The organism is uncultured Dokdonia sp. (assembly GCF_947492815.1).
GTDB lineage: Bacteria > Bacteroidota > Bacteroidia > Flavobacteriales > Flavobacteriaceae > Dokdonia.
Map to the genome: position 1 here is coordinate 82,024 of NZ_CANLOB010000002.1, position 23,095 is coordinate 105,118.

Annotated in this window: 20 protein-coding genes and 1 pseudogene; 11 read left to right on the plus strand and 10 right to left on the minus strand. The window is 35.2% G+C overall.

The window, feature by feature from the left end:
• Window positions 1–228: 228 nt before the first annotated feature.
• The 3 genes from pbpC to Q1A01_RS03075 all read left to right on the plus strand — a co-directional run bounded on the left by pbpC (window position 229) and on the right by Q1A01_RS03075 (window position 3,626).
• A complete protein-coding gene (gene pbpC, locus Q1A01_RS03065; protein ID WP_299675809.1) occupies window positions 229–2,595 on the plus strand; it encodes a penicillin-binding protein 1C in 2,367 nt (788 codons plus the stop codon).
• 64 nt (window positions 2,596–2,659) lie between these two features.
• Window positions 2,660–3,160 (plus strand): antitoxin Xre/MbcA/ParS toxin-binding domain-containing protein, encoded by a 501-nt coding sequence (locus Q1A01_RS03070; RefSeq protein WP_299675813.1) that lies wholly within the window; start codon window positions 2,660–2,662, stop codon window positions 3,158–3,160.
• Between the two features lies 1 nt (window position 3,161).
• Window positions 3,162–3,626, plus strand: coding sequence for an RES family NAD+ phosphorylase (locus Q1A01_RS03075; protein ID WP_299675816.1), 465 nt, complete (start codon window positions 3,162–3,164; stop codon window positions 3,624–3,626).
• A 26-nt stretch (window positions 3,627–3,652) separates the two neighbouring features.
• Here the strand turns inward: Q1A01_RS03075 and Q1A01_RS03080 are convergent, their stop codons facing one another.
• The 6 genes and pseudogenes from Q1A01_RS03080 to Q1A01_RS03100 all read right to left on the minus strand — a co-directional run bounded on the left by Q1A01_RS03080 (window position 3,653) and on the right by Q1A01_RS03100 (window position 6,877).
• Window positions 3,653–4,129, minus strand: a complete 477-nt coding sequence (locus Q1A01_RS03080; protein WP_299675819.1) for a DUF4265 domain-containing protein — start codon at window positions 4,127–4,129, stop codon at window positions 3,653–3,655.
• A 24-nt stretch (window positions 4,130–4,153) separates the two neighbouring features.
• On the minus strand, window positions 4,154–4,543 hold the full coding sequence (locus Q1A01_RS03085) for a YciI family protein (protein ID WP_299676612.1): 390 nt from the start codon (window positions 4,541–4,543) through the stop codon (window positions 4,154–4,156).
• 120 nt (window positions 4,544–4,663) lie between these two features.
• Window positions 4,664–5,134 (minus strand): CYTH domain-containing protein, encoded by a 471-nt coding sequence (locus Q1A01_RS03090; RefSeq protein WP_299676615.1) that lies wholly within the window; start codon window positions 5,132–5,134, stop codon window positions 4,664–4,666.
• A gap of 174 nt (window positions 5,135–5,308) precedes the next feature.
• Window positions 5,309–5,587: pseudogene (locus Q1A01_RS23875) on the minus strand (VOC family protein); the annotation flags it as partial.
• A complete protein-coding gene (locus tag Q1A01_RS03095) occupies window positions 5,577–6,245 on the minus strand; it encodes an NAD(P)H-binding protein (protein ID WP_299675822.1) in 669 nt (222 codons plus the stop codon). The pseudogene Q1A01_RS23875 and the gene Q1A01_RS03095, both read right to left, overlap by 11 nt.
• Complete coding sequence (locus Q1A01_RS03100; protein ID WP_299675825.1) at window positions 6,245–6,877, minus strand: hypothetical protein; 633 nt, start codon at window positions 6,875–6,877, stop codon at window positions 6,245–6,247. The genes Q1A01_RS03095 and Q1A01_RS03100 overlap by 1 nt, the downstream gene beginning before the upstream one ends.
• A 58-nt stretch (window positions 6,878–6,935) precedes the next feature.
• Between Q1A01_RS03100 and dinB the strand changes: the two genes are divergently transcribed.
• The 4 genes from dinB to hppD all read left to right on the plus strand — a co-directional run bounded on the left by dinB (window position 6,936) and on the right by hppD (window position 11,265).
• Complete coding sequence (gene dinB / locus Q1A01_RS03105) at window positions 6,936–8,045, plus strand: DNA polymerase IV (RefSeq protein ID WP_299675828.1); 1,110 nt, start codon at window positions 6,936–6,938, stop codon at window positions 8,043–8,045.
• 311 nt (window positions 8,046–8,356) lie between these two features.
• The gene (locus Q1A01_RS03110) at window positions 8,357–9,517 is read left to right on the plus strand and encodes a homogentisate 1,2-dioxygenase (RefSeq protein WP_299675831.1); all 1,161 of its coding nucleotides are present in this window, start codon (window positions 8,357–8,359) and stop codon (window positions 9,515–9,517) included.
• A 91-nt stretch (window positions 9,518–9,608) separates the two neighbouring features.
• Entirely contained in the window at window positions 9,609–10,103 is a 495-nt protein-coding gene (locus Q1A01_RS03115) for a CCC motif membrane protein (protein ID WP_299675834.1), read from the plus strand.
• Window position 10,104: 1 nt separating this feature from the next.
• Window positions 10,105–11,265, plus strand: coding sequence for a 4-hydroxyphenylpyruvate dioxygenase (gene hppD, locus Q1A01_RS03120; protein ID WP_299675837.1), 1,161 nt, complete (start codon window positions 10,105–10,107; stop codon window positions 11,263–11,265).
• Window positions 11,266–11,533: 268 nt separating this feature from the next.
• On the opposite strand, the gene Q1A01_RS03125 is transcribed toward hppD, so the two are convergent.
• The 4 genes from Q1A01_RS03125 to Q1A01_RS03140 form a co-directional block, all read right to left on the minus strand.
• Window positions 11,534–12,559 (minus strand): hypothetical protein, encoded by a 1,026-nt coding sequence (locus tag Q1A01_RS03125; RefSeq protein ID WP_299675840.1) that lies wholly within the window; start codon window positions 12,557–12,559, stop codon window positions 11,534–11,536.
• Window positions 12,560–12,824: 265 nt separating this feature from the next.
• Window positions 12,825–14,987: a hypothetical protein gene (locus Q1A01_RS03130; protein WP_299675843.1), complete on the minus strand. Its 2,163-nt coding sequence runs from the start codon at window positions 14,985–14,987 to the stop codon at window positions 12,825–12,827.
• Window positions 14,988–15,254: 267 nt separating this feature from the next.
• Window positions 15,255–16,004: a response regulator gene (locus tag Q1A01_RS03135; protein ID WP_299675846.1), complete on the minus strand. Its 750-nt coding sequence runs from the start codon at window positions 16,002–16,004 to the stop codon at window positions 15,255–15,257.
• Window positions 16,005–16,007: 3 nt separating this feature from the next.
• Complete coding sequence (locus Q1A01_RS03140) at window positions 16,008–17,870, minus strand: histidine kinase (RefSeq protein ID WP_299675849.1); 1,863 nt, start codon at window positions 17,868–17,870, stop codon at window positions 16,008–16,010.
• A gap of 464 nt (window positions 17,871–18,334) precedes the next feature.
• Here Q1A01_RS03140 and Q1A01_RS03145 point away from each other — a divergent pair, with 464 nt between their 5' ends.
• Genes Q1A01_RS03145 through pgi form a run of 4 tightly spaced genes read left to right on the plus strand, consistent with a single transcriptional unit; the run spans window position 18,335 to window position 23,031 of the window.
• Window positions 18,335–19,138, plus strand: coding sequence for a DUF3108 domain-containing protein (locus tag Q1A01_RS03145; protein ID WP_299675851.1), 804 nt, complete (start codon window positions 18,335–18,337; stop codon window positions 19,136–19,138).
• 9 nt (window positions 19,139–19,147) lie between these two features.
• Complete coding sequence (locus Q1A01_RS03150; protein WP_299675853.1) at window positions 19,148–20,086, plus strand: tryptophan 2,3-dioxygenase family protein; 939 nt, start codon at window positions 19,148–19,150, stop codon at window positions 20,084–20,086.
• A 19-nt stretch (window positions 20,087–20,105) separates the two neighbouring features.
• Window positions 20,106–21,395, plus strand: a complete 1,290-nt coding sequence (locus Q1A01_RS03155) for a peptidoglycan DD-metalloendopeptidase family protein (protein WP_366520083.1) — start codon at window positions 20,106–20,108, stop codon at window positions 21,393–21,395.
• Window positions 21,396–21,417: 22 nt separating this feature from the next.
• Entirely contained in the window at window positions 21,418–23,031 is a 1,614-nt protein-coding gene (gene pgi / locus Q1A01_RS03160; protein ID WP_299675856.1) for a glucose-6-phosphate isomerase, read from the plus strand.
• Window positions 23,032–23,095: the final 64 nt, after the last annotated feature.

A 23,095-nucleotide genomic window follows, 5' to 3' on the forward strand; every position in this document is an offset into this window, starting at 1 on the left:
CCTTTCAAGGAGGGGAGCTCTTTAGAGTTCAAATGCAAATAGCATTTGATAACTGATTTAAAAAAGACATAGACAGTAGCTCCTTTCCCTTGGAGGGAAAGGTGGCGATTGAGAAGCGATAGCGAAACAATTGTCGGAAAGGGTAGTACAAGGAATAGGGAAGATGGTGATAGCGAAACAATAGACGGAAGGGGTTAAAATACAATAAGAAAATAGTTTATAAAAAAAGTGAAGATCACAAAACAACATATCAGTATTAAACTTAAAAAACACAAAATCAAACTGTCGATTTTAGTGGTGGTGTTTGTGTATTGGTTGTTTTGCTTGCCTACAATTTTATTTAAAGAAACAACATCTACTGTAGTAGAAAGTCATACGGGAGAGTTATTAGGAGCTCGTATTGCAGATGATGGGCAATGGCGATTTCCAGCATTAGATAGTGTGCCGTATCGTTTTGAGCAATGTGTGTTGTTTTTTGAAGATGAATATTTCTATAAGCATCCAGGATTTAATCCCGTAGCGATGGGAAAAGCATTGTATGGGAATATCATGACTGATAAACGAAGAGGAGGTAGTACGATCACACAGCAAGTAATTCGGCTTTCTCGGAAAAATAGCAAACGCACCTATGCTGAAAAATTGGTAGAGCTTATAAAAGCAACACGTTTAGAAACACGCTATACAAAAGAAGAGATTCTAACAATGTATGCAACGTATGCACCTTTTGGAGGAAATGTAGTAGGATTAGAAACTGCTGCTTGGCGTTATTTTGGATTGCCTGCAGATCAATTAAGTTGGGGGCAAAGCGCAGCACTTGCAGTCTTACCTAATAATCCAGCAATGGTTCGTCCGGGAAAGAATGAGGGCACGCTTTCGCGAAAGCGGAATCAACTTTTAAAAAAGTTATGGGAAAATGACATTATAGATGAAGCTACATATGAACTTTCGATTCTAGAAGACTTGCCAGGAAAACCATATCCATTACCGCAAATAGCACCACACCTTACAGAGCGTATCCGAAAAGAGTACAAAGGACAGCGTATTAAAACTACAATACAAGGAAATATACAATCGCAACTGAATCGAGTGGCGAAAGAACATCACCAACAATTACGTCAAAACGAAATATATAACCTTGCTATTGTTGTGATGGATGTCAATACCAAAGAAGTGATAGGATATGTAGGGAATGCACCTACAACGGCAAAGCATCAAAAAGATGTAGATATTATTACACGACCCAGAAGCACAGGGAGTGTCCTAAAGCCTTTATTATATGCAGGTATGCTTGATGCAGGAACTATTTTACCAGAGACATTAGTAACAGATATTCCAACCTATATAAATGGGTATCAACCTCAAAATTTTGATAAAGAATTTCAAGGAGTAGTGCCTGCGAGTAATGCTTTGGCAAGGTCTTTAAATGTTCCAGCAGTGCGTATGTTACAAAAATATGGTTTACCTAAGTTTTATGGAGACATACAAGATATGGAGATTGCACATATTGATAAGTCGGCAAATTACTATGGATTGTCACTCATCTTAGGAGGCGCAGAAAGTAGTTTATGGGAGATTACAAAAACTTATGCAGGACTAGCTCATACCTTAAATATATATACAAACTCTTCAAGTGAGTATGTGCAAAATGCGTTTCAGGGATATTCATACAGATTTAAAGAAAATGATATAGCTACTCAGCTTGTTTCGAATGCTCCCATTTATGATGCTGGAGCGATTTATAATACCTTGGAAACATTGCGTGATGTTAATAGGCCAACTGGAGAAGAAAACTGGCAATTTTATGAAGATGCACAGCCTATTGCATGGAAAACGGGAACGAGTTATGGTTTTAAGGATGCATGGGCTGTGGGGGTTACTCCTCAATATGCAATTGGAGTCTGGGTAGGGAATGCAGATGGAGAAGGTAGACCAGGTGTTACAGGAATACAAGCAGCAGCTCCTTTATTTTTTGATGTATTACGAACCTTGCCTAATGAAGGAAGTTGGTTTGCTAAGCCTTATGATGCACTTACAGAAATTAAAGTATGCTCAAAAACAGGTGCAGCAGCAAGTATTTATTGTCAGGACACAAAAAATATACTAATACCAGAAGCGGGTATTCATAGTGAGGCTTGTTCCTATCATAAACAAATTTATGTGACTACTTCGGGTAATTATCGCGTGAATTCAGCATGTTATGAATTGGATCAAATGAAAGCTGAGGTGCGATTTGTAGTCTCTCCAGCTATTGCCTATTATTATGCAAATAAACATCCCGATTATAAAGAATTACCCCCTTTACATCCTGATTGTACTATTCTAGGAGAGCAACCGATGTCTTTTATATATCCTAAGAAAAATGAGGATGTTATTCTTCCTAAAGATTTTGATGGAACACGTAATGATCTTATCCTTAAACTAGCGCACCGCAATCCTGATAGTAAGGTATTTTGGTACCTTAATGATACGTTTATAGGAGATACAGAAACATTTCATGAGTTGGCAGTTTTACCCCAAGAAGGTGATTATACAATTACTGTAGTAGATGAAGATGGGAATCAATTGCAACAACAAATAAAAGTGTCAAAATCTTAAACATGTAATTTTGTCGTAAATATTACGACAAAATTCATTATCTTTGTGTAAAATTGAAAATGTCATGAGTGACGATATGGTATACAATACACCAGGAAATCTTGTCCAAAATTTGGTTTCTGGTAGTGATATTGAAGTTTCTGGGGTTTCAGAACCTGCAGTAGTGATGCGTGATGATCCATTAAGTGATCGTTCTACGTTACGATTAGTTCATATATCTAGGGAAGGATTATCCTATCCAAAATTTTTACTAGCGGTAACAGCATTTGATTTTTCAAAACAAGAGCTGGCGCAGTTACTCCATATTTCTGAACGTACGTTAGAACGTATACATAAAGATAAGAAACGCTTATCCACGCCTCAAACAGAACGTATTTTAGAAGTCTCTATTCTTTTTGAGAAAGGATGGGACTTTTTTGGTGATAGGGATAGTTTTAGGAAATGGTTAAATATTCCTAACTATGCTTTTGAAAATCAGACACCTTTATCTATGTTAGATACAAAGTATGGTATTACATCTGTAGAGATGCTACTAGATAGAATGGCTCATGGTATTGTAGTATAGGATGCGTGTTTATAGAATAGCGAAAGGAAGATATGCTCAAGATTTATCTGGGGAAGGTGCTCGTCTTTATGGAGGTAGGTGGAACCGTAGAGGGACTTCTGTATTATATACTGCTGGGAATAGTTCACTCGCGATGCTAGAAAAATTAGTACATATTCCACCGTATGTATTTCCAAAAGACTTAAAGATTACAGTGCTAGAATTTCCAGATACTATGGGTGTAGGCCAAATTACATTGGATGATTTACCGGTCGACTGGATGTATAGATCAGAGCATCCTAGTGTATTAGATATAGGTGATCAATTTGTGACGCAATCGGAGTTTTTATGTCTTAAAGTACCTTCTGCTATAAATCCTATAGATGAAAATGTATTACTGAATCCTAAGCATCCTGATTTTTCTAAAGTCAAAATTATAGATGAGTTGCCTATTATATTTGATAAGCGTTTGCTTAAAGAGGTATGATGAGGGTATTGTAAACCATATTGTACCTAGTTATTTTCTACGTCCAATTGATGTTTTTCTGAAAGACATGGTTCTGCATATTCTAAAATCCCATCTTTCTCATATTCAGTTAGTATCTCTTTAATTCTAAAATAATCTACTTTTTCCAAAACCTCCATAGAAAAGTAGGAGTCATTTAGCCCTTCAGATGTACAATTCAAATCTTTAAATTGGTCTCGAATGATTTCTTTATCAAATCCATCTTGAGTGATAACAACTAATACAATCGAATTTCCAGAAAATTTAGTTGTTTTTTGATAAGTTAGCATTTGTTCAGATTCGTCAAATTCTGCATAAAATTCGTCATCTGTTGCAATCATTGGTCCATAAAATGGAATACTATCTAGTTTATAAATACCATTCTTTTTATCTATTACTTCTGCCCACATCGTTTCTAAGGTCAATTCATCTAATACATTGCTATGGTATTTGAATAAAATCTTTTCGTATTTGTTTTTTGTCATTCTTTAATTAGGTTTAACATATAACTACCGCAACGGATACCCTTTTCCCACCCACCATGGCTTGATTTCAACTTTAAGTCTTCCAGCTTTCATCATGGAGTCTAGATTTGCTAAACTATCAGCCATTTTAAGGGTAGGTACATTATATACTGTGATTCCTCTTAATTCTCCATCATCTCCAAAAGGTCCAGAAATATCTGCATATCCTAACTCATACATGCGTCCTAAATACGCTTGATGTGCTTTTTGTAATTTTGTAGCTTCTTCTTCCGATTGATCGCGATTAAGACCCTTCTTTAGGAAAGCCATATAATACTGTTGCATGATCACGGTATCTCCCGTTGCTTCATCTACATAATTAAAAATTTGAAAACCATCTGCTTTTAATGTTGCTATTTGAGAAGCGACAGAAATCTTTTTTTCTTCACTTTCTTTTTCTGTAAATATATTCTCTTTGAGGTGTGTTTTGTACACAAGAGATACCTATAAATAATAAACAGTAAATAGGGATAAGTGATTTCATAATAAAGAATTTTAGTTGGTTTCTTTCCAAGTATTAAATGGATGAGTACTAATATAAGAATTGTAATATTTTTTAGTTCCAGTAACCTCTTTCCCAATCCAAGATGGTTGAGCGAAGGATTCGTTTTCGTTAGAGAGTTCTATTTCGGCGAGTAGAAGACCTTCGTTTTCGCCATAAAATTCATCAATTTCCCATGTCTGCTTGTTGATCGTAACTTCATATCGGGTTTTGTCTATGATTCCGGGAAGGCAAAGTTTGAGGAGTGTTTCCGCTTTCGCGAAAGCGATCTCTTCCTCCACTTCCATACGCGTCATACCACTATCACTAGATTTTCCTTTTATGGTTAAAAAACCTCTATTTCCTTTAGTGCGAATACGTACTGTACGTTCAGGATCAGTACTTAAATATCCTTGTTTGATACGTGTTTTGGTGTGAGCTGCTTCTTTAAAAGCGTCTGAAGTCAATAAAAACTTACGTTCAATTTCTAAAGAGTTACTTTCGTTCCTGTGAAGGCGGGAATCTTCTGCAGTTTCAACTTTATCTTCCTCTATTCGCCAAGGCGGGCTTTTCCTATGATCACCTCCATAAAATAAAATGAGCTGATTCCCATCTGGGTCTTTTAGTCTAGCTTCTCTCCATAACCATGGCTGATCAGTAGGAAGAAGGTCAAAAATTGTGCTATCGCCATGCAAATTTAGATCTTGTAATTCGTTGACTTTTTGATCTAAGTTTTCTATCTCAAAATAGACGATCACACCTTCATTTGTAGGTAATGTATCTACTTTGTGAATAGAAAATGTACTATCTCCATCTGGACATTCAAAGCGAGCATACTGCATAGGGACATGCACAATTATTTTTAGCCCTAGTTTTTTATAGAATAGAATAGACGTTTCTACATCTATTGAGGGAATAGTAACTTGATTAAGATTCATACTGATGACTTAGTGTTTTGATTTGATGATTACCAATATTTGCTTCTTTATGATAGTTTGTCCCAAGATGAGCCATGGCTTTTGCAATTTGTGAGGCTTGTGCAGATTTATATTTTTTAAGTGGACCTATCATAAAAAAGTCTGTGACTTTCATTAAAAGTTTAAGTAATTTTTCGCCTTTTCTATCTTCATCTGGACGACCATTGATAAAGGCAGGTTTCATAATGTATGTGTTAGGAATTCCAATTTTTAAGAGGTCACGTTCCATTTCTCCTTTGGTACGAACATAGAAAAAAGGACTCTTGTCTGATGTACCTACAGAAGAAATGACTAGAAAAGTATCTATGCTGTTTTCTTTGGCGAGTTGAGCGGCCTCTATTGGGATGCCATAATCAATCTTGTAATATAAGTCTCTATTAGGTGTTTTGGCTTTGGTGGTACCAATACAGCAAAAAATAATGTCTCCTGTAAATTCAGTTTTTACAACATTCAGATTCAATAAATCACATTTAATTTCTTCGATTTTTGGGTCTGAAAAAGTTGTAGGTCTTCTTGTAAAGAGTTTGATTTTACAATAATTTGGATCTTTTATAAGAAGTGCTGTTAAGAGACTTCCTGTGAGTCCTGTTGCCCCTAATATGATGGCTGTTTTTGGCATTAGTTACAAGTTTTGTCAGGTGGCTGTTTTAGTAAACATCCATTAGTATCATAATATTCTGTGTATTCGGTTTTTGTTGTTGTATGTATATTCTCTCTTATGTTATATTTCCAACATCCTATTGGCTGTTTATTAATATTAAGTTTGCCAAAAGCTATAGTATCTCCTGTTTTATTGGTTTCTACGATCATATTTGAGTTTTTCAAAGTAGAAAGGTTCTCAAGAAGGTTTTTGTGTATTTCATTGTATGTTTTTTCAATACTTGTAAAATTAGTTTTCCCCTTTAATTTTGTGATGTTTATATTTAGAGCACAAGCCGATGTATAGCCGTTTATTGCATAAATGATCCAAGAAGACTTATCATCAATATATTGACCACAAGCTGCTGCGCTACTTGGAGTTTGTATCACAAAAATTTCATCTTCAATAACCCCTTTGTAAGCTACTTCTACTTTGAGATGATAACTGACTAAATGAGCAGGTGCGTTAAATTCTTTTTTTATAAGTCGACCTTGAAATATTTCTGTAAATGCATTAAACTTTTTGAAAATAGGTTTTCTATCTACAGGGTAACAAGTGCATGCAAAGCCAGTATAACTAAATAATAGTAATAAAAATAATGAATTTTTCATATCTGAAAATTGGTACTTACAAGGTATAACAATTTTCAAAATCCGTACCTTGCAAGTAATGGAAACCTCGCTCCCTATACGTAAGATTATTCATGTAGATATGGATGCATTTTATGCTTCTGTAGCACAGCTAGATGATCCTAGTTTACGAGGAAAAGCTATTGCTGTGGGAGGTGGTGGTGATCGAGGGGTAGTAAGTGCTGCAAGTTATGAAGCCCGTAAGTTTGGTGTGCGAAGTGCGATGAGTGGAGTACTAGCCCGTAAATTATGTCCAGAACTTATTTTTGTGCGATCTGATTTTGCTAGATATAATGAAGTATCAAAACAAATACGAGAAGTCTTTCATGAATACACAGATCTTGTAGAGCCACTATCATTAGACGAGGCATATCTTGATGTAACCGAAAATAAAGTCGGCATGCCTAGTGCTACCGTGATTGCAACATGGATACGTCAAAAAATCAAAGAGAAAACAGGGCTAAATGCTTCGGCGGGAATAAGCATTAATAAGTTTGTTGCCAAGGTTGCCAGCGATATTAATAAACCTAATGGTCAGAAAACCATTCCACCTGAAGAAGTGGTTGCTTTTTTAGAGACATTGGATATTCGTAAGTTTTATGGAATTGGAAAAGTAACGGCCGAAAAGATGTATCAAAAAGGCATTTTTACAGGACTCGATATGAAAAAGAAGTCCAAAGAATATCTACAACAGCATTTTGGGAAGAGTGGTGCTTATTATTATGATATTGTACGAGGGATTCAACATAGTCAGGTAAAACCCAATCGAATTCGTAAATCACTCGCAGCCGAGCGCACCTTTTCTGAAAATATTACATCAGAGGTGTTTATGATAGAGCGTTTAGATCATATTGCTTCAGAAGTTGAGAAACGATTATCTAAAAGTAACGTGGCTGGTAAAACAATCACTCTTAAAATTAAATATTCAGATTTTACGCTTCAAACACGTAGTAGAACCCTTGATTATTATATACGATCTAAGGATATTATTCTAGAAATGGCCAAAGAGTTATTGTATCAAGAGAAAATGAAAGATAGTGTTCGCTTATTAGGGATTTCACTTTCCAATTTGAATACGGAAGACAAAAAGAAGACAAAAACTGAACCAGAAGAAAAGGAAATCGATGTGCAATTACGGTTTGAGTTTTAGTCGTAGGGCGGAAAAGCATTCCTGTAATTTTACTTTTCTGAATGGAGACCTCAAGCGCGTATGGTGTTTTGTTGAGTACGCTTTCGCGAAAGCGAAGTTTACGAGATTCACGACTGAAAGGAGAGCGCAGCGGTAAAGCGTGTAAAACCATTTTTTAAGATGTATAAAAAACTCGTATCTTTACCTCGATGTCAAGTAAAAGTTGGACATACTTACCTTTATTACTGAAATTTCTTATTAAGAGGAATCCAGAATAGCCTTTGATTGCCTGATTTTAAGTAACTTTAAAGCAATCTAAATTCTTACAATACATGCCTTTTTATCATAGACTAGGAGAAATTCCTCCTAAACGTCATACTCAATTCCGTAAACCCGACGGAACGTTGTACTCAGAACAATTATTTGGAACCATTGGTTTTGATGGAATGAGTACCAATAGTTATCATATGCAACGACCTACACAGGTCAAAGAAATCCGTAAGCAGTATTCTGTAGCGCCAAAAATAGCGTTGGAGAATAGCATAAAATCCTATCGTTTTAGAGGGTTTCAAATTGCACCGGAACAAGATTATTTGGAAAGTCGTAAACCTGTACTCACCAATAGTGATTGTACAATTATTTTGGCGGCACCTAAGCAAAGAACTCAAGACTATTTTTATAAAAATACGGATGCCGACGAACTTATATTCATACATAAAGGCTCTGGGAAATTGCGTACACACTTAGGAAATTTAGATTTTAAATATGGAGACTATTTATTAATTCCGCGAGGCGTGATTTATAAAATAGATTTTGATACAGATGATAATAGGCTTTTTATTGTAGAATCTCGCAGACCTATCTATACCCCTAAACGTTATCGCAACTGGTTTGGGCAATTGTTAGAACACTCTCCATTTTGTGAACGCGATTTGCGTCAGCCATATGAATTAGAAACCAATGATGAGAAGGGAGATTTTCTGATCAAAGTAAAAAAGCAAGACGATATTTTTGAAATGGTCTATGCGTCTCATCCTTTTGATGTAGTTGGATATGATGGGTATAACTATCCGTATGCGTTTAGTATTCATGATTTTGAACCAATAACAGGGCGAATACATCAGCCGCCTCCTGTGCATCAAACTTTTGAAACGGATGCTTTTGTAGTGTGTAGTTTTGTGCCTCGTAAGTATGACTATCATCCGCAAAGTATTCCAGCACCTTATAATCATAGTAATATAGATAGTGATGAGGTACTGTATTATGTAGATGGGGATTTTATGAGTCGTTCTGATGTAGAGGCAGGTCATATTTCATTACACCCAGCTGGAATTCCCCATGGTCCACACCCAGGAACGGTAGAGAAAAGTATTGGCAAAGAAGGTACTGAGGAACTCGCCGTGATGGTAGATACCTTCAAGCCTTTAAAGGTTTGTGAGGCAGCGATGGGAATCGCGGATGAGAGTTATCACACATCGTGGCTAGATCACTAATCAATTTTTAAAAAGTTCACTACTGTCTGCCATCAAGCAGGTTTTCGAAAACAAAAGTAACCACCAATAAAAGCGTATAAAATTAATATATATGTCAAATAACAAATTACCAGCAGATCCATTATCATTAATATTAGGAATTCTTGCCCTTGTGCTAGGGGTAGCAGGATGTTGTTGTTATGGAATCACAGCCTTAATACCATTGATTATGGCAATCATAGGTCTTGTCGCAGCTAATAAAAGTTTAAAATTATACGAAGAAAACACTGAAGGGTTTTCTGAAATAAGTAGAAGTAATGTCTCCATGGCAAGAATCATCAATATTATAGCTGTTGTCTTTAATGGACTAATAGTTTTAGTATTTATAGGAATATTTATCATATATGGAACATTTCTTTCTTCTGCGATTATGGATGAGTATAAAAATGGAGATTTTAATACTAGTGATCCTTATGAATGGGAGACAGATACCCTTTATGATTATGAACAAGAGTATGAGTATGATACCATAGAAGTTGATACTATAGAGATCGATTCAACAATCAGATACGAAATAAAAGAAATAGAAACCACAGAAAACCAATAGTATGAGTAAGGATATACAACCCGTAAATTACGGACTGGAAAAAATATTTGAAGGAGCGCAAGATTTTTTACCCTTATTAGGTACAGACTACGTTGAATTTTATGTAGGAAATGCTAAGCAAGCAGCTCATTTTTATAAAACAGCTTTTGGGTTTCAGTCTTTTGCTTATAAGGGCTTAGAGACTGGGTCTAGAGATGAAGTAAGTTATGTGTTAAAGCAGGATAAAATCAAAATTGTGTTGACCACACCATTGAATAGTAAATCACCTATTAACGATCATATTGTAAAACATGGTGATGGTGTAAAGGTGGTCGCTCTATGGGTAGAAGATGCACGAAAATCTTTTGAAGAAACCACCAAAAGAGGTGCTAAACCTTATATGGAACCTACCGTTGAAACTGATGAGCATGGAGAAACAGTAAGAGCTGGTATTTATACCTATGGAGAGACTGTACATATGTTTGTAGAACGTAAGAATTATAAAGGTGCGTTCCTTCCAGGATTTAGAGAATGGAAATCTGATTATAATCCAACGTCTACAGGTTTAAAATATATAGATCACATGGTAGGTAATGTGGGTTGGGGTCAAATGAATACATGGGTAAAATGGTATGAAGAAGTCATGGGGTTTGTAAACTTCTTGTCATTTGATGATAAACAAATTCATACAGAGTACTCCGCATTAATGAGTAAAGTAATGAGTAATGGGAATGGACGTATTAAATTCCCAATTAATGAACCTGCTAAAGCTGCAAAAAAATCACAAATAGAAGAATATTTGGATTTTTATGAAGGGGCAGGTGTGCAACATCTCGCGATGGCTACCGATGATATTATTAAAACAGTAGCACAATTAAAAGCAAGAGGTATTGAGTTTTTACCACCACCACCGCAAACCTATTATGATGATATCCCACAACGATTAGGAGAGCATATGAAGGTGATGAAAGAAGATATTGAAAAACTACAAGAACTTTCTATCCTTGTAGATGCTGATGAGGATGGATATTTACTACAAATATTCACAAAGCCATTAGAAGATAGACCCACCTTATTTTTTGAAATTATTCAGCGTATGGGAGCCAAAGGTTTTGGAGCAGGAAACTTTAAAGCCCTTTTTGAATCTATAGAAAGAGAACAGGAACAAAGAGGTACGTTGTAATTTTTCTTTCATACTTTGATAAACTCAATGTAGATTTCACTTACGTGAAAATGTACACTTTATAAATACTGATAAAGCGGCTACCTGAAAAGGTAGCCGCTTTTGTTTTAGTGAGATAATATGCTTCTATTTATAGATGTCTGAAGCGATGACATTTAATTGCATGACAATAGCCAAGTCTTTAATTTCCAGTGCTTACACCGATGTTGTTTTTCAGGATTAGATACCTAGTATTCTTGTGTCGAGGTAGTCCATTGTATTACCGTAATTAATTAATGTTTATAGTGTCGCCACAACCTGAATTTGCAGTATATACCTTTGAGGTAGTACTTTTAAAAGATCTAGTGTTACTTACTTTAGTGACAGTTTGTAGATACCCATCCCGTTTACAACTCCAAACAGCCGTGCGTCCAGGTCCTATTTCTGTTCCTCTATTATTGCTCCCATTAGATCCTATGTAAATAGTGCTAGAAGAGTTGTTTTTTAACGTTACGTTGTCAGTTCGAGATGCACCTTCTGCTCTGCGTCTGTTTTCTAAGATAGCTTGACCTTCTTCACTTGCCCAGTATTCATCATTCTTCTTTTTGGCATAAGCATCATCTGCTTTTGCACCGTTATATAGTGTCTCTAGATTTTTTCTGTCTTGAGAAGTCATCGTGTATGAAGCTTGTTTTTCTTTCATTTTCTTTAGATACTCTCTTACCAATTTTTCAGGGTCTTTTGCCATTAATTCTTTATACTCTGGACTGCTACCTTCACCACTTGGTCTTTCATTAAGTGCAGCTTCTTTAAGTTGCTTCCAGAATTTTCCTTTCTTTTTTTTCTTCCCTGTTTTTGATGCACTTCCATCTAAAATCATGATAGATCGTATTTCACTAAAACCGGTTTGATCTTTAGATATGCCATGAAGAAAGAATATGTAATTATCAAAGGCAACGTATCCTCTATTGTATCCTGTATGGTGAAGGATTGAAGTGTTTGGAAATCCTACATACTTGATGGCGCTTATACTGATGCCATTGTAGTTACTTGACAATGCAGTTTTACCATCATCCAAAACTTTAGAAATAGTGATCCCAGAAGGAAGCCCTTGGTATTGGTGTTTTTCAATTTTGTTTTTATAAGTTGTTACCTCTTGTGCAGCTGGTTCTCCTTTGTCATTTTTATACAAATCACCATATACTTGATATGTAGCATCTGGTCCATGTGCATCTATAGTTTCAAAAAAAGATTGTTGAGCAGTTACTGTTATACTAAACGATAAGAGTATGATTAAAAAATTAATTGTTTTCATTGTACTATGGTTTTGTTTTCTTGGGGCTAAAGTATTTTCTAATGGACAACAATTAGATGGAGACTTTCTGAGTAACCGTATTTATTTCTAAAATGTATGTTTTGGATGATATGGTATTTTCTTTCTATCCGCTTTCGCGAAAGCGTGTAATCGTAAAAAACGAGTCTTAAGGTGTTTGATCCAAATAAAAAAGACTTACCTAATTATAGATAAGCCTTCTTTAAAAAAAACGTGTCCCCCAACTCGTTTACAATATATATGTTGGTTATTCTTCTCCTGTTAAATTGTATACTAATAATAAAGGAAGATATGGCCCATTGCTACCATCTACACTTACTGTAATTTCTGCTGTGTAGAGCATATCTATAACGCTATCAGGATCGGCAAAGGTGACAAAGCTATTAAGATATAATCTACCATCAAAAGTGTCATCTATGTACTCTAAGACGAAATCCTCAGGGTCAGCATCACTTCCACCATCTTGCGGAGTTAGAAAAACAGCTATTTGCTCTATTAATTCAACACTGTTTCCAGATACCTCCATAGAGAGCGTAAATGTTTCTCCATCATCGTTTTGAGTTAGAGATGCTTGTATAATTCCTATAATCTCTTCTTCTACGACGTCAAAAACTACATTTGTGGTACCTAGTATTTGGTCTGATTCATTTAGTATTGTTGCCTCAGTTTCATAGTGCGTACTGAATATATCTGTATTGATATCTCCATAAATTCCATCAAAATTGTAAAGGTCTGGATTGTTCTCATCGGGCTGCAATACTAAGTTCATTTCTAAAGCAGTACCATCTAGATTTCCTTCTGGTATGATAATACGGTTATTTATTGGTCCAGAAGTGTTAACTGGTGCTCCAGCAGTAGGATTTGCTTGGACTTGACCTTTAATACGAATAACACCTGTACTATTTTTAGTAATCACTGTTTGAGTAAATTCATAGGGCATTTGTCTATCTTCTATTGTAAAAGTCACATCTTCTATTCCTATAGGTTCATTTGCTGAGTTGTATGTTGTGACTTGCGTTGTATAGTCCGTACCGTCAGGATTATTGTTTATATAGTCGTATACAAAATCACCATCAATGCGGAATATACCGCCGTCAGAATTGCTAATAGCTTCTAGGGTGATACTATCAACTTCTCCTTCAATAATATCAGAAGCAATCGTCATCGTAGCATACGCTACCTCTTGTGCAATTGGGTCTTTCAATCCCATACGAATACGAGTCACGCCATTCGGTCTTATGATATGTTTTGGATTACGAGTAATTCCTTCAAGTAATGTAATAGCGCTTTGCACAGTCTCGTCTGTAGCGTTGCCGTCAGTATCTATAATAGTCATTTGGTGTATTATATTTTGTGCTGCATCTACGGCACTTACAAATGTTGGGTTTTCATGACCAACAGATCTGAACGTAATGGTGTTTTCGTTTTCTGAAACAGGAAATAATTCAAGTTCAAAAGGTTCAAAGTCTTGTCCTTCTAATGGTATGATAACAGTCATTACTTTGTCGATATTAGAACCAGTCTCAGCAGTTACTCGCGTTTCTATATACACGGTTTCTCCAAAAACAAATGACTCTGAGCGTCTTACGGTATTTGAATTGGATGAAAGTGTTACAGTAGTAATAAAATAATCTTCATCAATGGTTTGTCCGCTTGCATCTTTTGTAGTGATAGAGATTTGCAACTCGTCGCCAGGTATAATATCACTTCCTCCTGTAAGTTCAGCTAGTTGTGCTATGGCAGTTCCTGTGAGTCCTATGTTTCCATCAGTTTCATCATATACAGTCATCTCCATTTCTAAAGGTTCTCCTTTAATGAGAATTCTACCATACAACTCTACACGGGCAAATACAGTAATGCCTTCTGGTTGATCTGTACGTAAACGTAGTGGAATTGAGACACTGCTTGGTGATAGGTAAAGACTTTCAATACGATTTATATCGGTCCCGTCATTATCTTGTGCCGTTACCCATGTTTCACTTTGATCTCCAACGGGTTCTCCAAGTTCATTATATAAAGTAGCTGTTTGTTGAAAAGGTTTTCCAGCTGGAAACAAATGCGCATCGTTAAGCATTGATTGTGTTTTCTGCATTTTGCGTATGCTTTTACGTATGCTAGATACTTCCATTTCAAAAGGCTCTGGAAATGGATTTTCTCCGTCTATAGGCGTGTATTGTACAGCAGCATTTGTTACTGAGTTTGTTGGATCGTCTACTAAAATGACACTTTTGTAATTACGTCTTGGTTTTTGTTTAAGTTTATTACGATTTCCAATTATGACAGCATTGGCTGTTGTGGTACTATTTGCTGTAATAAGAGTTTCTTCGTGTTCTATGAAATCGTCTTGCTCACAGCTAAGCATTGTTATAAAAGCAAAACAAAGGATAGAAAGGAATTTAATGGTCTTCATAATTAAAAGAATGGTTTTGGTTTTTCTGACCACGAAAATACTTTGAGAACCTATCTAGATATCGAAGAAGTTTCTGAATAACCTAATTTACTTCTAAACAACGTTTTTTAGTTATAATACTGCCTTAGTGGTTGGGTTGTAGTATACGCTTTCGCGAAAGCGTATTTATAAACAGTCCCGTATATATCAAAAATATGGTAGTTTATAATATGTTTATTGGCACTGCTAAAGGGATTTATAATATATGGCTTGTCTCGAGGTAGTTTACTAGAGATTGGTCACTAGCGTAAGAAACTCTTCTTTTTTATCTCTGGAAATTGAAACGATCTCTTCGTTATCCATGATAATATAACCACCATCACTTTTGACGTATTCTTTAATACACGATAAATTAATGAGAAATGAGCGGTGAGGTTTATAAAAGAGATGATTGTTTTTGAAGAGATCTACGTAGTGTTTTAAAGGTTTTGTGATCAATATGGTACCTTCATCTCGCGTATATACCTTTGTATACATACCATCTGCTTGCAACATAATGATAGCGTCAAAAGGCATGAATTTGATGCTGTTTGCGACAGGAAGTGCAATTTTTTCAAATGATTTTTTAGTAAAACTTTCTTTGAGTGCTTCTAGTTTTAAATGAATTTCTGATTTCCCGATTACTTTAATTGCTTTATTTACAGCTTCTTTAACTTGGTTGGGTCGTATAGGTTTTAATAAATAATCTATGGCAGCTAGTTGAAAAGCTTTGATGGCATACTCACTATATGCAGTGGTAAATATGATTTCAAAATTTAAGATGTCTTTATCTATAAAATTGAGAATTTCTAACCCAGAATGTTTAGGCATCTCAATGTCTAAAAAAACAATATTTGGTTCTTCTTTTTTAATAATATTAATACCGTCTAGTAGATTAGAAGCTTCATATATTTCCTTTATTTTAGGGCAATTTTCTGTAATAAGTATGTGTAGAAGGTTGCGAGCTCGTTTCTCATCATCTATAACTATTGCTTTCATGTATCACGGTTTTAAAAGAGGTATGTCTAGAATTACTTTTGTGCCTTGTGCCTTGCCTAATTGATCATATAGATCTATAATTTCTACACCTATTTTTTTGTTTTCTTTATAATTTAAGAGCTGTAATCTGTTTTCATTTGCTTGTGTAGCAAATGATTGATGTATGATTCCTTGTTTTTCTTTCATAGTGGCCGAGGCTTTTCTGCCTATTCCATTGTCTAGTATCATGCAGCATAAGATTTCCTTTTTAGGCTTAGAGAAAGAAATATTTAATACACGTTCCCCATCCTTATGGAGTAATCCATGTTTTAGTGCGTTTTCTACATAGGGTTGTATAAGCATTGTAGGGAGTTTTACAATATCTGTTTGTACGTTTTCATCTATATTTATTTTATAGATTAGTGTGTCTTCAAATCGTAATGCTTCCAAATCAAGATACATTTGTAGACTATCTATTTCTTCTTGTACTGTAATAAACCCTGCATCGCTATGATCAAGATATTTTCGCATAAGATCTGCAAATTTCCCTAGATAATCGCTTGCTATATTTTTCTCGTTGAGGATGATGTACTCTTGAATAGAATTGAGTGCATTAAAAATAAAATGCGGATTCATTTGTGCTTTGAGAGCTTTGAGTTCGCTATTGCGATATTGTTTTTCCAAAGCAAGACGTTTTTGTGTTTCGCGAAGTTCTAGAGTGATAAGTTGCGCTTTTTTCTGGGCGCGTAGCCTACTAAAATAGAGAATGCCAGCCGCTAGTAATAGGATTGCCACTGTAAGCGCACTAATAAAATAAATGCGATTTCGTTCACTTTGAGTTTTAGTAAGTGCTACCGTAGCTTCAGCAACGTCCTTTTGAGCGGTGATTTTTTCTGTTTCATATTTGGTTTGTAATTCTTCGATTACTTGAACCTTTTCTGCAGAAAAAATAGAGTCATTAAGGCGATGGTAATTTTTTAAAGCTTCGTTTTCACCCTTGAGATTATCTACTGCAGCATGATAACTTATGTGATTTCGGTAGGCGTTGCGAAGGTCTACTTTTCTATCTTGATTCTTGTAAATAGTTATAGCTTCCTCATTGCGTTTTATGGCTTCTGTATGCTTCCCAATATTAGCATAACTATGGGCAAGAGCAAATTGAGTATTTGCAACAGAGTAAGATTGTTTGTGTGTTCTATGAAAAGCAAGTGCTTCTGTGAGTGGAGGGATAGCTTTTGCAAATTCATTGCGCTTGTTGTAAAGACTTCCTAACGCTGCAGACGATAGCACTTTTCCCAAAGAGAAGTTTGCTTTCTCGCTCACATTATATGCCTCTTGATACATTATTTGTGCCTGATCAAGGCTATCTAAAATCTCATACGCTTGTGCTGTATAATAGTAAAAACCACCTTTTTGATCGCTAGCAGGTTTGTTTTTTATGAGTTGGATGTTATCTAAGTGCATCGCTAGTGCCTTTTCTGATTGACCGTCTCTTGAATATATGCGAGCAAGAAGATTATTGTTAAAAGTAAGATTACTTACATCATTTATTTTTTGAAGGATCGTATTTGCTTCAAGAGCTTTTGTTAGAGCACTTTCTATTTCTCCTTTCATTAGAAAATAAGTCGCCAGTGTATTACGAGAGTAACCCGCTCCTTTTTTATATCCTAATTCATCAGAAATAGCAATAGCTTCTTTTACTAGAGGCAACATACTGTCTACGTTTCGTACTTGATGATATTTTGTGTAGTCAATAAGTAGACTTACACGAGTGGTGTCTCTGTCTTGATGTTTTTGTAAAGCTTGGTATACACTATCCAGATTTTTTTCTTGAGCAATAATCGCTATGGAGAAAAGAAAAAATAGTACAATGGCTAGTTGTTTCATAAACTCGAAAATAGATTTTTGTTAAATTTACGACTCGTATCTCTTAGAAATAGCTTTTTTTTCTGAATCACTGTTTTTTCTTTTCGAATTGTATGAAATCTATATATAGTTTTCAGTTATGCTCTAGTTAATATTCTAACATTCTATTGTGTTATATTTTTACCTAGTAATAGCGTATTCGTTTAATCCGTTATATATTTTGACAAATCAAATAGTATTTATAGGTGCTAAATCTTTATTCTTTGTCAAATCATAAAGGGCATACTAAAGATTTTATCACTCACTCTTTATGGATGAGGAAATGGTAGGAATATAATTACATATCTCTCAATAGTAACTTTATAAAGTACTTAACACAATATTTGTGCAAAAACTTCGTCCTTTATAGGGCGAAGTTTTTTATTATAGTATTTTTGGAATAACTATTGTAAATACTCCTACTAAATAACCAAATCTTACCACGAATGAGAACATCGGTAAAACACATAAAACAATGGCTCTTAATAGGGGTTTTGATACTAGTGAGTACTACTGGAACATCACAAGAAATAAAAGCTGCTTATCAAGAAGGAGAATGGTTTAAGTTTAGAGTGCATTATGGATTGATTACAGCGGGCTATGCGACACTCACAGTAGAAGACTCAAACTATAATAATACTCCAGTATACCACGTGAAAGGCTATGGAGAAACAAGTGGTGTTTCTAGATGGTTTTTTAAAGTAGAAGATTATTACGAAAGCTACATAGATAAGAAAACAGATTTACCCTATCAATTTATTCGTAAAATAGATGAAGGAGGTCATACTAAAGATAAAATCATTGATTTTGATCAGCAAAATCACAAAGCACATATATTTAATAGAAAACATAATACCCGTGATACGGTAGATACAGCTATTAATGTACAAGATATGGTATCTGCATTTTACTATTTACGTAATCATATAGATGCTACAAATCTCAAGGAAGGAGACGAAACAACATTAACGATGTTCTTTGACAAAGAAAATTACCCTTTTAAACTCCGTTTTTTAGGAAGAGAAGTTATGAATACTGAGTTTGGTAAGATAAGATGTCTTAAATTTAGACCTTTAGTACAATCGGGGCGTGTCTTTAAAGAAAAAGAAAGTCTTACCGTTTGGGTAAGTGATGATGATAATAAGGTTCCTATTCGTATTAAGGCAAGCTTAGCTGTAGGATCTCTTAAAGCAGATTTAGAAGCATTTAAAGGGCTTAAACACTCCTTTAAAATTGTAGTAGATAATTAACCAAATACTATGAAGAAAAAAATCGAACCAGATATTGAGCGTATTATAGACGCCCTTGATGATAAGTACGAAAAAATAGATCAAGATCTTGATGATCATCTGGAAGGATTATTACAAAGCAAACCCATTACCTATTGGGATTATATTCATACAGATGCATTACTAAACCTGCAACTACCACGCACCAATTTTCCTGATGAGAATGTATTCATCATGTATCATCAGGTTACTGAGATTTTTTTTAAAATGATACTATGGGAAATAGAACAAGTTGCCCATCACAAAAACCTTACAGCAACATTTTTTGCATCACGCTTAGATCGAATAAGTCGCTATTTTGATATGCTAACCTCCTCTTTTACAATTATGAAAGACGGGATGGATCTAGATCAATACATGAAATTTAGAAAGACCTTAACCCCAGCGAGTGGATTTCAAAGCGCACAATATCGAAAAATAGAATTTGCGAGTACAGATTTAATTAATCTAATAGATGCCCGCTTTCGCGAAACCATAGATAGAAACACTCCCTATGAACATGCTTTAGAGCATTTATATTGGCAAGCTGCAGGAAAGAATTACCAGACTGGGAAAAAGAGTTATTTGCTATATGCTTTTGAAGAAAAATATAAAAATGAATTTATAGCATTCACAAAAGAATATAATACTATAAATTTGTACGCTAAATTCAAGTCCCTACCAGAAGTAGATCGAAATGATCCAACCTTGCGAAAAGCAATGCGTCATTATGATTATACAGTAAACGTAACTTGGGTGATGTCGCACTACCACACGGCAAACCATTATTTAAATAATGGAGAAGAAGTCGTAGAAGCAACAGGGGGAAGCGAATGGACAAAATATATGCATCCTAAATATCAGCGTAGAATATTTTTTCCAGATGTTTGGACAGCCGAAGAATTAGCAAATTGGGGACAAGATGTGTAAAGGATAGATACTAAAACCTGTGAGAATAAGAACCATATTAGCCATACTAGTAGTTGCAATAAGCATTTCCGCTTGTGGTGATAAAGAAGAAGAAAAAAAACTGCCAATCCAAGAGTTAAAGCCTGTTGAGAAGTCTCCACTTCAAGCTTATGGATACATTCTTGATGATTATATAGTACAACGAGATACGGTAAAATCTGGTGATAGTTTTGGGAAAATACTTTTTGAATCTCACGTAGATTATGGAACTATCCAACAAATTTCTGATACTATTAAAGAAGTTTTTGATACGCGCAGAATACAAGTAGGCAAGCCTTATGTATTATTAAAATCTAAGGACACAACAGAAACAGCACAGGTTTTTATTTATGAAAAAAATAAAGAAGACTATGTTGTTGTAGATTTTCAAGATGACATCACTGCGGCAGAAAAATCACACCCAGTGACTATAGTAGAAAGAGAAGTCTCAGGAATAATTAATAGTAACCTCTCTTCTACATTTGACGAATTAGATACCAATGTACTAGTGGCCTATAAAATGGCAGATATCTATGCATGGACGATAGACTTCTTTAAACTCCAAGCAGGAGATCGGTTTAAAGTAATATATGAAGAGCGTTATGTAAACGATAGTATAGCTGCTGGAATAGGGAGAATAAAAGCCAGTGTTTTTGAGCATAAAGGAAGACCTGTATATGCATATCTTTTTGAGCATGATTCACTTCCTGGAGGATCAGACTATTTTGATGAAAAAGGAGATAATTTAAGACGTGCATTTCTGAAAGGACCGCTTAAGTTTAATAGAGTGTCTTCCCGATACAACTTAAAGAGACGTATCAAGTATTATGGGTATAAAGTACGCCCTCATAAAGGAACTGATTTTGCAGGCGCAATCGGTACCCCGATTCTTGCTACCGCAGACGGTACGGTTACAAAATCTGAACGTAGGGGAGGTAATGGAAATTATGTGAAAATACGTCATAACGGAACTTATGAAACCCAATATTTACATATGCAGAAACGTATTGCAAGAGTTGGAGACTTCGTAAGACAAGGAGAAGTGATAGGAACTATAGGGATGACAGGAAACACAGGAGGGCCTCATGTGTGTTATCGTTTTTGGAAAAATGGACGACAAGTAGATCCTTTTAAAGAAGATCTACCTGCTTCAGAACCTCTTGCTGAAGATTTAAAACCTATTTATGATAGCATCATGCAACCTTTAGAAAAACAATTAGAACGAATTTCTTTTCCTGAAGATGACACAGATGTAGATGCTTCTACTACACAACAAGAACAAGATTTATAAGCTACGGTAAATAACTACCCACATGAAAAACTCTAACCCAAACCAAACCAATGCGTGGAAGAAATTACAAGCGCATTTTGAAGCTGTAAAAGACACACATCTTACGTCACTTTTTGAAGATGCCAATAGAGCGGCTACATTTACGATACAATGGCAAGATTTTCTGGTAGATTACAGTAAAAATAGAATCACAGAAGAAACCAAAAAACTTTTAATAGAACTTGCAGAAGAAGTAGGACTTTCTGAAGCTATTGCTAGCTATTTTGGAGGTGATTCTATAAATGCTACAGAAGACCGTGCTGTAATGCATACAGCTTTGAGAGATTTTACAGCTACTGCTTTTCAAAAAGAAGAAGTTCAAAAAGTTCGTGCTTCTATACAGGGCTTTACAAAAAGCATTATAGAAGGAACGCACAAAGGTGCTACGGGAAAAACAATTACTGATGTTGTAAATATTGGTATTGGAGGATCAGATTTAGGTCCCGTTATGGTTGTAGAAGCACTTCAGTATTATAAAAATCATCTTACTACCCACTTTATTTCAAATGTAGATGGAGATCACGTCATGGAGACTATTAAAGATCTTGATCCAGAAACAACACTCTTTGTAATTGTTTCTAAAACATTTACGACCCAAGAAACATTAAGTAATGCTACTACAGTGCGTAAATGGTTTGTAAATAAATTAGGAGAAGAAGCTGTAGGGAATCATTTTGTAGCAGTATCTACAAATTTAGAAGCCGTTCAGAATTTTGGAATTGCTTCACAGAATATTTTCCCAATGTGGAACTGGGTGGGAGGACGTTTCTCATTATGGAGTTCGGTAGGGCTTACTATTGCCCTTGCAGTTGGATATGATCATTTTGAAGAATTACTTAAAGGAGCCCATGAGATGGATGTTCACTTTAAAGAACAGCCTTTCGGCGAAAATATTCCTGTGATTACGGCACTATTAAGTATTTGGTATAATAATTTCTTTGGTGCCGAAAGTGAAGCTGTTATTCCATATACACAATATTTACATAGATTGCCTGCCTATTTACAGCAAGCCATTATGGAAAGTAATGGAAAAAGTGTAGATCGTAATGGGAATCGTGTTACTTATGAAACTGGAAATATTATTTGGGGAGAACCAGGAACCAACTCTCAACACGCATTTTTTCAGTTAATTCACCAAGGAACAAAATTAATCCCTGCCGATTTTATCGGATTTAAGAAAAGCCTTCATGGTAATACAGATCATCATGATAAATTAATGGCCAATTTCTTTGCGCAGACAGAGGCTTTGATGAATGGTAAAACTGAAGCTCAGGTAATAGCTGAATTTGAAGGAAGTACGCTTTCGCGAAAGCGTATAGAGCAACTTACCCCTTTTAAAGTTTTTGAAGGAAATAAACCTACAACAACATATCTTATTGATACGCTTTCTCCGAAGACTTTAGGGGCATTAATTGCTATGTATGAGCATAAAATATTTGTACAAGGAGTTGTTTGGAATATCTATAGCTATGACCAATGGGGTGTAGAGTTAGGTAAACAACTTGCAAAACAGATACTTGGTGATTTTGAAGATGTAAATACTTCCAAACACGACGCTTCGACAAAACAACTGATGAATTCTTACAAAAAAGCCTAATTAATTGTGTAATTCTCGCTTGAAGCATGTTTTTTTGAAGAATTCTATCAAGTTAGTGATAATG